Here is an 11,440-nt window from a genome sequence, read left to right as displayed (position 1 = left end):
CCTATCCTGGGTGCGTCGGACAGCGCGGTCCGCAAGCCTCCAGTACCCCTCCAGACGTGCTCAAACACTGCAAGGAGCCGCACCTGTGAGCAGTGCCGACCAGACACCCACCGCCAGCGCAGAACTGCGTGCCGACATCCGCCGACTGGGCGATCTTCTTGGCGAGACCCTCGTCCGCCAGGAGGGTCCCGGACTTCTCGAGCTCGTCGAACGGGTCCGCGCGCTGACGCGCACCGACGGTGAGGCCGCAGCAGAGCTGCTGGGCGACACCGACCTGGAGACCGCGGCCAAGCTCGTCCGCGCCTTCTCCACCTACTTCCACCTCGCCAACGTCACCGAGCAGGTGCACCGCGGCCACGAGATGCGCGAGAAGCGGGCCGCCGAGGGCGGCCTGCTGGCCCGCACCGCCGACCGGCTCAAGGACGCGGACCCGCAGCACCTGCGCGAGACCGTGAAGAACCTGAATGTACGGCCCGTGTTCACCGCCCACCCGACGGAGGCCGCCCGCCGCTCCGTGCTCAACAAGCTGCGCCGCATCGCCGAGCTGCTGGAGAACCCCGGCATCGCGGCCGACCGGCGCCGCCACGACCTGCGGCTGGCCGAGCACATCGACCTCATCTGGCAGACCGACGAGCTGCGCGTCGTCCGCCCGGAGCCCGCCGACGAGGCCCGCAACGCCATCTACTACCTCGACGAGCTGCACGCCGGCGCCGTCGGCGACGTCCTGGAGGACCTCGCCGCCGAACTCGAGCGCGTCGGTGTCGAGCTCCCCCCGGGCACTCGGCCGCTCACCTTCGGCACCTGGATCGGCGGCGACCGCGACGGCAACCCCAACGTCACCCCGGCCGTCACCTGGGACGTGCTGATTCTCCAGCACGAGCACGGCATTACCGACGCCATCGAGGTCATCGACTACCTCCGCGGCCTGCTGTCGAACTCCATCCGCTACGCCGGAGCCACCGACGAGCTGCTCGCGTCCCTCCAGACCGACCTGGAGCGGCTGCCCGAGATCAGCCCCCGCTACAAGCGCCTCAACGCCGAGGAGCCCTACCGGCTCAAGGCGACCTGCATCCGCCAGAAGCTGATCAACACCCGCGAACGCCTCGCCAAGGGCACCCCGCACGAGGAGGGCCGCGACTACCTCGGCACCGCCGAGCTCATCGCCGACCTCACCGTCATCCAGACCTCGCTGCGCGAACACCGCGGCGGCCTGTTCGCCGACGGCCGGATGGACCGGGTCATCCGCACCCTGTCCGCGTTCGGCCTCCAGCTCGCCACCATGGACGTACGCGAGCACGCCGACGCCCACCACCACGCCCTCGGCCAGCTCTTCGACCGGCTCGGCGAGGAATCCTGGCGGTACGCGGACATGCCGCGCGACTACCGGCAGAAGCTCCTCGCCAAGGAGCTCCGCTCCCGCCGGCCGCTCGCCCCGACCCCGGCGCCGCTCGACGCCGCCGGCGAGAAGACCCTCGGCGTCTTCCACACCGTCAAGGAAGCCTTCGAACGGTTCGGGCCCGAGGTCATCGAGTCGTACATCATCTCGATGTGCCAGGGCGCCGACGACGTCTTCGCCGCTGCCGTCCTCGCCCGCGAGGCCGGACTGATCGACCTGCACGCCGGCTGGGCCAAGATCGGCATCGTGCCGCTGCTGGAGACCACCGACGAGCTCAGGGCCGCCGACGTCATCCTCGACGACATGCTCGCCGACCCCTCGTACCGCCGGCTCGTCTCGCTCCGCGGCGACGTCCAGGAGGTCATGCTCGGCTACTCCGACTCCTCCAAGTTCGGCGGCATCACCACCAGCCAGTGGGAGATCCACCGCGCCCAGCGCAGACTGCGGGACGTCGCCCACCGCTACGGCGTCCGCCTGCGGCTCTTCCACGGCCGCGGCGGCACGGTCGGCCGGGGCGGCGGCCCCTCGCACGACGCGATCCTCGCCCAGCCCTGGGGCACCCTCGAGGGTGAGATCAAGGTGACCGAGCAGGGCGAGGTCATCTCCGACAAGTACCTGATCCCTTCCCTGGCCAGGGAGAACCTCGAGCTGACGGTCGCCGCCACGCTGCAGGCGTCCGCCCTGCACACCGCGCCGCGTCAGTCCGACGAGGCGCTCGCGCGCTGGGACGCGGCCATGGACACCGTCTCCGACGCCGCCCACGCCGCCTACCGCAGGCTCGTCGAGAACCCGGACCTGCCCGCGTACTTCTTCGCCGCCACCCCCGTCGACCAGCTCGCCGAGCTCCACCTCGGGTCGCGGCCCTCCCGCCGCCCCGACTCCGGCGCCGGCCTCGACGGGCTGCGGGCCATCCCGTGGGTCTTCGGCTGGACGCAGTCACGGCAGATCGTGCCCGGCTGGTTCGGCGTGGGATCCGGTCTGAAGGCGTTGCGCGAGGCGGGCCTCGACACCGTCCTGACCGAGATGCACGAACGGTGGCACTTCTTCCGCAACTTCCTCGACAACGTCGAGATGACGCTGGCCAAGACGGATCTGCGGATCGCCCGCCACTACGTCGACACCCTGGTGCCCGACCGCCTGAAGCACGTCTTCGAGACGATCGAGGCCGAGCACGCCCTCACCGTCAGCGAGGTGCTGAAGGTGACCGGGAACGACGAACTGCTCGGCTCGAACCCGGTGCTCCAGCAGACGTTCGCCATCCGCGACGCCTACCTGGACCCGATCTCCTACCTCCAGGTCGCCCTGCTCAAGCGGCAGCGCGACGCGGCCGAGCGTGGCGAGGAGCCGGACCCGCTGCTGGCCCGCGCCCTGCTGCTCACCGTCAACGGTGTGGCCGCCGGACTGCGCAACACCGGCTGATCCCGGACGACATGAGGGTGCCCCCACCGGAATCCGGTGGGGGCACCCTCATGTGCTGGATCAGTGCTGACGGGCCGTACGGCGCCGCGCCAGCAGGTAACCGCCGACGCCGACGAGCGCCGCAGCGGCGGCCGCGAGGGCGCCGACAGGCGCGCCGGCGCCCGTCTCCGCCAGGTCGCCGGTGGCTCCGACGGCCGAAGGCGAGGCGGCGTCGGCGGGCTCGGACGCGGCAGGCGACTCGGCCGGGGCGCCGGCCTCGTCGTCGCCCGGCTTCTCGCCCGGCTTCTCACCGGGCTTGTCGTCGCCCGGCTTGTCGTCACCGGGCTTGTCGCCGGGCTTGTCCTCGCCCGGGGTCTCCTCGTCGTCGCAGTCGACCTTGAAGACCTTGTGCTTGGCGGCCTCGCTCTTCTGACCCTCGAAGGTCCAGAACAGCTTGTACTGGCCGTCGGCGAGCGTCATCTCTTCGGTGCGCTCGTGGCCGGAGCCGTCGAGGGTGAGCGAACCGGACTTGACCGTGGTGCCCTTGTCGAGGTCGTTGTTCGCCCACGCCTCGATGTGCCAGTCGACCTTCTGAGCACCGTCGAACTGGAAGCTGTCGAGGTAGAAGGTGCACACCTTCGGGTTATTCCGGTGGTCGTACTCACCAGTCACGACGTCGTGGATCTTCACGTTGCCGTTGTCGCCGTTGGTGGCGAAGGCGGCGGGAGCGACCGACAGCGAGAGCGCTGCGGCAGCCACCACAGTGCCGGTGGAACGGAGAATGCGCATATGGGAGTCCATCGTGAGAGGGGACGAGCCGTGGGGGGCGGCTCAGCGTCCTGAAGAAACAGGCGCCTGGTCAAGTCGCTGTCCGACTCATCCGCACCATCCCTCACGTTTCGTGCCGATAGTCCGGATAACAATCGGGTGAACACGCGTTTCGTGTCGCGTACTTGGCGCTTCACAGCGCCAGGAACGACGCCGTCAGCAACGCCCCGCCCGCGATCGCCGCACCCCACGCGATCCGGGTCAGCCGCAGGCCGCCGCCGATCACCAGGGCCGCCAGCAGCAGCGCCCCGCCCAGCGGCACCCACGCGTACAGTCCACCCGCCGGCCCCGTACGCACCGCCTCGCCGGTACCCGGCTTCAGCACGACGGCCAGCGTCGAACCCTTCTTCACCGCGACCGACTTGTCGATCGTCACCTGCGCCCGCTCGGGCGACGGCGCCCGCGGCGTGTAGTCGCCCGTGCAGACCCTCTCGTCGCAGCGCGAGACGGCGAGCGTGCCGTGCTCACGGCCCTTGGAGAGCAGGATGTGCTGCGCGGTGCCCCACGACGACCAGAAGCCGGCGACCAGCAGCACAAGGGCGACGAGCGCCATCGCCGCGTTGCGCGCGTGGACCACTATCCGGCCGGAGGACTTCCGCTTCATGGCCCGTGATCCTTGGCCATAGGGCTACGCGTGGTCAACTCTGCCCGAAGCGAAGAGACCCGGGTCTCAGCGACCCGGAACCCCACGAACCCCCGCACACCTCACGAGTTGTACGTACTCTGCGCCCGCTCGAGACCGTCGATCACCAGGCACTCCACCGCGTCCGCCGCGCGGTCCACGAAGTAGTCCAGCTCCTTGCGCTCCACCGACGAGAAGTCCTTCAGCACGTAGTCCGCGACCTGCATCCGCCCCGGCGGCCGGCCGATACCGAAACGCACCCGGTGATAGTCCGGACCCATCGCCTTCGTCATCGACTTCAGACCGTTGTGCCCGTTGTCCCCGCCGCCCAGCTTCAGCCGCAACGTCCCGTAGTCGATGTCCAGCTCGTCGTGGACCGCCACGATGTTCGACGTCGGAACCTTGTAGAAATTGCGCAGCGCCGTCACCGGACCGCCCGACAGATTCATGTACGACATGGGCTTGGCCACGATCACCCGCCGGCTCGACGGCCCCGGAGCGCCGATCCGGCCCTCCAGCACCTGCGCCTGCGCCTTCTGCGCACGCTTGAACGAGCCGCCGATCCGCTCCGCCAGCAGATCGGCCACCATGAAACCGACATTGTGGCGGTTCGCCGCATAACCGGGCCCGGGATTGCCGAGGCCTACGATCAGCCAGGGCGCGTTGGTGTCGGACATCTGCGCTGCGTCTCCTCGTCAGGACGGCCGTGAACAGAGAAACGGGGTGGCGGGCCGCAGCCCGCCACCCCGGTCACACAGAGCTTACGGCTCAGGCCTGAGCGGCCTCTTCGCCCTCGCCCTCGGCGCCCTCGGCCGCCGGCTCCTCCGCCTGCGAGGACAGCACCTGCAGGACGACGGCGTCCTCGTCGACGGCCAGCGTGGTGCCGGTCGGCAGCGTGATGTCCTTCGCGAGAATGGAGTCACCGGCCGCCAGGCCCTCGACGGACACCGAGACGGACTCGGGGATGTGGGTGGCCTCGGCCTCGACCGGCAGGGCGTTCAGCACGTGCTCGAGCAGGAACCCACCCGGGGCGAGCTCACCCTCGGTGTGCACCGGGATCTCGACGTTGACCTTCTCGCCGCGCTTCACCAGCAGCAGGTCGACGTGCTCCAGGAAGCCCTTCAGCGGGTCGCGCTGCACAGCCTTCGGGATGGCCAGCTCGTTCGTGCCACCGAGGTCCAGGGAGATCAGGACGTTCGGCGTGCGCAGGGCGAGCAGCAGCTCGTGACCCGGCAGCGTGACGTGGACCGGGTCGCTGCCGTGACCGTACAGAACACCGGGAACCTTGTTGTCGCGGCGGATACGGCGGGCGGCGCCCTTGCCGAACTCCGAACGGACCTCGGCGGAGATCTTCACCTCGGACATGTGCACTCCTCGTACAGAACAGAAGACTGGTGGCGGTCACCCGGCCACGACAGGCCTGCTACGAAGAGCGCGTCGATAACGGACCGCCGCAACCTCACCGGATGCGGCCTCCCTCGCCGAGCAACTTCCACAGTCTACCCAGCGCACGCCACCGCCCCAAATGGATCAACCGACACACGAAAGGGCCGCCCCGCAGTCACTGCGGGACGGCCCTCTCCCGGAACGTTACGCCTGCTCCTCGAAGAGGCTCGTCACCGAGCCGTCCTCGAACACCTCACGCACCGCACGGGCGATCGTCGGCGCGATCGACAGCACCTTGATCTTGTCCAGCTCCAGCTCACCCGGCGTCGGCAGCGTGTTCGTCAGCACGAACTCGCTCACCTTCGAGTTCTTCAGGCGGTCCGCGGCCGGCCCCGACAGGATGCCGTGCGTCGCCGTCACGATCACGTCCTCCGCGCCGTGCGCGAACAGCGCCTCCGCCGCCGCACAGATCGTGCCGCCCGTGTCGATCATGTCGTCGACCAGGACACACACCCGGCCCTCGACCTCACCGACGACCTCGTGCACCGTCACCTGATTGGCGACGTCCTTGTCACGGCGCTTGTGCACGATCGCCAGCGGCGCGTCCAGCCGGTCGCACCAGCGGTCCGCCACACGCACACGCCCCGCGTCCGGCGAGACGATCGTCAGCTTGTCGCGGTCGACCTTCGCACCCACGTAGTCGGCCAGCACCGGAAGCGCCGACAGATGATCCACCGGACCGTCGAAGAAGCCCTGGATCTGGTCCGTGTGCAGATCGACCGTGAGGATGCGGTGCGCACCCGCCGTCTTCAGCATGTCCGCGATCAGACGGGCCGAGATCGGCTCACGCCCGCGGTGCTTCTTGTCCTGACGGGCATAGCCGTACGACGGGATGATCACCGTGATGCTCCGCGCGGAAGCCCGCTTCAGAGCATCGATCATGATCAGCTGCTCCATGATCCACTTGTTGATGGGAGCCGTGTGGCTCTGCATCAAGAAGCAGTCGGCGCCACGCGCGGACTCCTGGAAACGGACGTAGATCTCGCCGTTCGCGAAGTCGAAAGCCTTCGTCGGGACGAGGCCGACACCCAACTGGTGCGCAACCTCCTCGGCCAGCTCGGGGTGGGCGCGGCCGGAGAAGAGCATCAGCTTCTTCTCGCCGGTCGTCTTGATCCCGGTCACAGCACTGTCTCCTCAGACGTGTTCCCTGGCCGCGAAGGTCCAGGGCGCAAACGTCCCGGGCGCGAGCCAGCCGAATTTGTGTGCACGTATCACGGTACGCCGAGTTCGACGCACCTGTTTCCGGTCAGTTCTCCTCGGCGACCCGTTCCGTTGCCGCCGCAGCCGCCTGCGCCGACGCACTCCCGGGCCGCTTACGAGCCACCCAACCCTCGATATTCCGCTGCTGGCCGCGCGCGACAGCCAGCGAACCCGCCGGCACATCCTTCGTGATCACCGACCCGGCGGCGGTGTAAGCACCGTCCCCGACAGTGACAGGAGCCACAAACATGTTGTCGGAGCCCGTCTTGCAGTGCGAGCCGATCGTCGTGTGGTGCTTCGACTCCCCGTCGTAATTCACGAACACGCTCGCCGCACCGATGTTGGTGTACTCGCCGATCGTGGCATCGCCCACGTACGACAGATGCGGAACCTTCGTCCCCTCGCCGATCGACGAATTCTTCATCTCGACGAACGTGCCCGCCTTGGCCTTCACACCCAGACGCGTACCCGGCCGCAAATACGCGAACGGACCCACCGAGGCGCCCTCGCCCACCGTCGCCCCTTCGGCCACCGTGTTGTCCACCCGGGCGCCGGCCTGGACCACCGTGTCCACCAGCCGCGAATTCGGGCCCACCTCCGCGCCCTCCGCGATGTGCGTGGCACCCAGCAGCTGCGTACCCGGGTGCACCACCGAGTCCGGCTCGAGGGTCACCGTCACATCGACCACCACCGATGCCGGGTCCACGACCGTGACACCGGCCATCATGGCCTGCTCCAGCAGACGTGCGTTCATCAGCCCGCGGGCCTGAGCCAGCTGAACCCGGTTGTTGATCCCGAGGATCTCCCGGTGATCACCGGCCACCGACGCACCTACCCGGTGCCCCGCCTCACGCAGGATGCCGAGCACATCCGTGAGGTACTCCTCGCCCTGGCAGTTGTCCGTCCGCACCTTCGTCAGGGCGTCCGCGAGCAGCTTCCCGTCGAACGCGAACACACCCGAATTGATCTCACGGATCGCGCGCTGCACCGCGGTGGCGTCCTTGTGCTCCACGATCGCCGTCACCGCGCCGGTCGCCTCGTCCCGCACGATCCGCCCGTACCCGGTGGAGTCCGGCACCTCGGCCGTCAGCACGGTCACCGCGTTGCCGTCGGCGGCATGCGTGCGCGCCAGATCGAAAAGCGTCGAGCCGGAGAGCAGGGGAGTGTCGCCGCACACCACGACCACGGTCCCCTCCGGCCGGCCACCGAGCCCCTCCAGGCCCATGCGCACGGCGTGCCCGGTGCCGTTCTGCTCGGCCTGGAACACCGTCCGGGTCCCGGCGTACTGCTCCGAGAGGTGCCCCTCGACCTGCTCCCGCGCATGCCCGACGACGACCACGAGCTGCTCGGGATCGAGCTCACGTGCGGCGGAGACGACGTGCCCGACGAGCGACCGCCCGGCGATTTCGTGGAGGACCTTGGGGGTCTTCGACTTCATGCGGGTGCCCTCACCCGCTGCGAGAACGACGACGGCTGCCGGGCGAATGGCGCTCACGGGTATGCCCTTCGGCTTCGGGTGGTGGGACAACCGAAGGATACCGGGGGGTTTCGGGCCGGAAACGAGCGCGGGTCCCGACCGTGCAGGTCAGGACCCGGACCAGGCAGCTCCCCCGCCAGGACTCGAACCCGGACATAAGGCACCAAAAGCCTCAGTGCTGCCAATTACACCACAGGGGATTGCAGGGGCGACCGAACCGGACATTTGGTCCGTGCGCCTACTGGGCACCCAACACTATGCCGTACCAAGCCCCTTCCGTGCGACGGTGAAGGCCGGCGCTCTTGGTGGCGCAGGTGACCAGGCAGCCGCGGTGGTCCGAAACGAGCCCGCCGGTGCCGCCGCACTCCCGTGAAAATGATTCGCACCCGCCCGTAGGCTGGAACACATGACCGCAACGGGGGCACAGGAGGAGGCCGCGGGTTCGACCGCCCGCGGTCCGCTGTGGTGGGGGCGGCGGCGCAGTGCCGTGCTGGACGTGGGGCTTGCCGTCGTCTCTGCTTTCGAGTGCGCGTCGGAGGGGATCGGTTTCGCGGACAGGGCCGCGCTGCCGATGCCGTTCGGTGTGCTGTTCGGATTGATTGTCGGGTCGGTGCTGGTGCTGAGGCGGCGGTGGCCGATCGCCGTGGTGCTGGTGTCGGTCGCGACGACGCCGGCCGAGATGGGCTATCTGATGGGGATCGTCGGGCTGTACACGCTCGCGGCCTCGGACGTGCCCCGCCGGATCACCGCGACGCTGGCCGGGATGGCCTTGTCGGCGACGTTCATAGTGACGTTCGTCCGTGTGAGGCAGGACGTGGAGGCGGGGGACTACAGCGCCTGGTACGTGCCGCTGATGGCGGTGTTCATGTCGCTCGGGCTGACGGCTCCGCCGGTGCTGCTGGGGCTCTACATAGGGGCGCGGCGGCGGCTGATGGAGAGCCTGCGGGAGCGGGCGGACAGCCTGGAGCAGGAGTTGTCGCTGCTGGCCGACCGGGCGGAGCAGCGGGCGCAGTGGGCGCGGCAGGAGGAGCGGACCCGGATCGCGCGGGAGATGCACGACGTGGTGGCGCACCGGGTGAGTCTGATGGTCGTCCATGCCGCGGCGTTGCAGGCGGTGGCGTTGAAGGATCCGCAGAAGGCGGTGAAGAACGCGGCGCTGGTGGGGGACATGGGCCGGCAGGCGTTGACTGAGCTGCGGGAGATGCTCGGGGTGCTGCGGTCCGGTGAGGACCGGGTGCGGGCGCGGGCGGAGGTGCCGTTGGCGGCGGTGGGCGCGGCGGCGGCAGCCGCGGCTGCCGCCGCCGCGGAGGACGGTCCGTGCATCGCGGACATCGAGGTGCTGGTGGGGCAGTCGCGGCAGGCGGGCATGGTGGTGGAACTCGCGGTGCAGGGCGATGCGCGGCTGTATCCGCCGGAGGTGGAGCAGACGGCGTACCGGGTGGTCCAGGAGGCGTTGACGAACGTCCACAAGCACGCGGCGGGCGCGAAGGTGATGGTGCGGCTGGCGCATCGTGCGGAGGAGGTCGCGATGCAGGTGGAGAACGGTGCTCCGGATGCGGCGGGGGGCGCGGCGGATGCGGGGCTGCCGAGCGGCGGCAACGGTCTGGTGGGCATGCGGGAGCGGGTGACGGCGCTCGGCGGGGTGTTCGTGTCGGGGCCGACGGAGGTGGGCGGCTTCCGGGTGTCGGCGGTGTTGCCGGACCGGGCGGAGGCCAGTCTGCGGTGACGGGCGCCTGAGCCTGTCCGGCCTGCCGGCGGCGCCTGACCTGCGGTGTCCGGCCTGTCGGCGGTCGGCGGCGTTTGGGCCGGCGGCCCGGCCTGCCGGCCCGTCGGCGGCGTGGTGGTGGTGAGGGTCAGGCGACGGTGAGGCGGGTCGGCTGGATCCCGGTGACCAGGGTGGTGAGGGCCTGGTCGATGTCGGGCCCGAGGTACCAGTCGCCGGTGTGGTCGATGCTGTAGACGCGGCCTTCCGCGTCCATGGCCAGGACGGCCTGGTGGTCGCCTTCCATGCCGAGCGGGGAGATCTCGGTGTCGAGTGCCCGGCCGAGGTCGGCGAGGGTGCGGGCGTGGTGGAGGCCGGCGAGCGGGTCGAAGCGCAGCGGGGCGGGCGCGTGCTGCCGTCCGGGTCCGGGCGCGGTGACGGTCAGCCCGCCGAATTCGGCCCAGGCTTCGACGACGGCCGGGAAGACGGCGTGCCGGTGGCCGGCGGGGGAGACGTGGGCGCGCAGGGTGTCCGCCCAGTGCTCGGCCTGCTTGATGTCCCAGCGGCCGGGTTGCCAGCCCGCTTCGCGCAGTGCGGCGTCGACGGCGACGGGGAAGCGGGTGGTGCTCAGGTGGTGGTCGGGCATCGGTCGCTGGTCAGCCGTTCTCGGGTGTGGTGGGGGCGACGGGTCGTACGCCGAAGTGGTCGAGCAGGGCGGTGCAGGACCGGCAGGGCGGGGCGTAGCTGCCGTGCAGGGGGTCGCCGTCCTCGCGGATGCGGCGGGCGGTGAGTTTGGAGTGCTTGAGCGACCGGCGGGCCTCGCCGTGGGTGAGGGGTTTGCGCTGGGCGCGTTTGGAGCGCTGGGTCTCCGCCGCGGTGAGGTGGCGGGAGAGCAGGATCGCCTCGGGGCAGCGGCCGGTGAAGCGTTCTCGTTGGCCACTGGTGAGGGTGTCGAGGAAATCCTGTACGAGCGGGTGGAGGGACGGCGGCTGGTCGCCCTTGCCGGCGGTGCAGGTGAGGGTTTCGCCGCGTACGGAGAGTGCGGCGGCGACGGCGGGCAGGATTCCGTCGCGACGGTGCCGGAGCGCGGGCGTCTGCCTGGACTCGTCGGTGCTCCAGCTGAGGCGTGGATCACCTGATGTACTCGGTTGCGCTGCGTGCATGGTGTGCCGTCCCTCCCGTGCACTCCCCCGTGGTGCGGGTAGACAGCCTGCCAAATGGGGTGGCCGGTAAGGAAGCTGGGTAGCTGAAACGTGTCGCCGGGGTGTCGTGCACGCCCTTTGGGTCACTCGAAAGTGACTCTTCGTTACGGAACCGGAGGCCCGGCGGTCACTCTTGCCGCACCGCTTAGGCTGTGCTGAACCAGCCAGA

10 protein-coding genes and 1 tRNA gene are annotated in these 11,440 nt (G+C 69.8%); 2 read left to right on the top strand and 9 right to left on the bottom strand.

Annotation, left to right across the window (positions count from 1 at the left end; genetic code table 11):
- Positions 1 to 85: 85 nt before the first annotated feature.
- Positions 86 to 2,815 (top strand): phosphoenolpyruvate carboxylase, encoded by a 2,730-nt coding sequence (ppc, locus tag OGH68_RS14485; protein ID WP_264244168.1) that lies wholly within the window; start codon positions 86 to 88, stop codon positions 2,813 to 2,815.
- Positions 2,816 to 2,875: 60 nt separating this feature from the next.
- On the opposite strand, the gene OGH68_RS14480 is transcribed toward ppc, so the two are convergent.
- The 7 genes from OGH68_RS14480 to OGH68_RS14450 all read right to left on the bottom strand — a co-directional run bounded on the left by OGH68_RS14480 (position 2,876) and on the right by OGH68_RS14450 (position 8,567).
- Positions 2,876 to 3,583 carry an LPXTG cell wall anchor domain-containing protein gene (locus OGH68_RS14480; protein ID WP_264244166.1) on the bottom strand — a complete coding sequence of 236 codons (708 nt, stop codon included), beginning with the start codon at positions 3,581 to 3,583 and terminating at the stop codon, positions 2,876 to 2,878.
- 172 nt (positions 3,584 to 3,755) lie between these two features.
- Positions 3,756 to 4,226 carry a hypothetical protein gene (locus tag OGH68_RS14475; RefSeq protein WP_264244163.1) on the bottom strand — a complete coding sequence of 157 codons (471 nt, stop codon included), beginning with the start codon at positions 4,224 to 4,226 and terminating at the stop codon, positions 3,756 to 3,758.
- Positions 4,227 to 4,327: 101 nt separating this feature from the next.
- Positions 4,328 to 4,921, bottom strand: coding sequence for an aminoacyl-tRNA hydrolase (gene pth, locus OGH68_RS14470; RefSeq protein WP_264244161.1), 594 nt, complete (start codon positions 4,919 to 4,921; stop codon positions 4,328 to 4,330).
- Between the two features lie 91 nt (positions 4,922 to 5,012).
- Entirely contained in the window at positions 5,013 to 5,609 is a 597-nt protein-coding gene (locus OGH68_RS14465; protein WP_264244159.1) for a 50S ribosomal protein L25/general stress protein Ctc, read from the bottom strand.
- Between the two features lie 225 nt (positions 5,610 to 5,834).
- Positions 5,835 to 6,812 carry a ribose-phosphate diphosphokinase gene (locus OGH68_RS14460; protein ID WP_264244155.1) on the bottom strand — a complete coding sequence of 326 codons (978 nt, stop codon included), beginning with the start codon at positions 6,810 to 6,812 and terminating at the stop codon, positions 5,835 to 5,837.
- Between the two features lie 124 nt (positions 6,813 to 6,936).
- The gene (glmU, locus tag OGH68_RS14455) at positions 6,937 to 8,385 is read right to left on the bottom strand and encodes a bifunctional UDP-N-acetylglucosamine diphosphorylase/glucosamine-1-phosphate N-acetyltransferase GlmU (RefSeq protein ID WP_264244152.1); all 1,449 of its coding nucleotides are present in this window, start codon (positions 8,383 to 8,385) and stop codon (positions 6,937 to 6,939) included.
- 110 nt (positions 8,386 to 8,495) lie between these two features.
- Positions 8,496 to 8,567 (bottom strand) — tRNA-Gln (locus OGH68_RS14450).
- A gap of 206 nt (positions 8,568 to 8,773) precedes the next feature.
- Between OGH68_RS14450 and OGH68_RS14445 the strand changes: the two genes are divergently transcribed.
- A complete protein-coding gene (locus OGH68_RS14445; RefSeq protein ID WP_264244149.1) occupies positions 8,774 to 10,093 on the top strand; it encodes a sensor histidine kinase in 1,320 nt (439 codons plus the stop codon).
- Positions 10,094 to 10,220: 127 nt separating this feature from the next.
- On the opposite strand, the gene OGH68_RS14440 is transcribed toward OGH68_RS14445, so the two are convergent.
- Together OGH68_RS14440 and OGH68_RS14435 are read right to left on the bottom strand one after the other, a co-directional pair.
- Positions 10,221 to 10,715, bottom strand: a complete 495-nt coding sequence (locus OGH68_RS14440; RefSeq protein ID WP_264244146.1) for an SUKH-3 domain-containing protein — start codon at positions 10,713 to 10,715, stop codon at positions 10,221 to 10,223.
- Positions 10,716 to 10,725: 10 nt separating this feature from the next.
- The gene (locus OGH68_RS14435; RefSeq protein WP_264244142.1) at positions 10,726 to 11,232 is read right to left on the bottom strand and encodes a YwqJ-related putative deaminase; all 507 of its coding nucleotides are present in this window, start codon (positions 11,230 to 11,232) and stop codon (positions 10,726 to 10,728) included.
- Positions 11,233 to 11,440 lie beyond the last annotated feature (208 nt).

Source organism: Streptomyces peucetius (assembly GCF_025854275.1).
Taxonomy (GTDB): domain Bacteria; phylum Actinomycetota; class Actinomycetes; order Streptomycetales; family Streptomycetaceae; genus Streptomyces; species Streptomyces peucetius_A.
The sequence above is the reverse complement of the archived record's forward strand: the minus strand, read 5'-3'. Positions and strand labels throughout refer to the sequence as shown.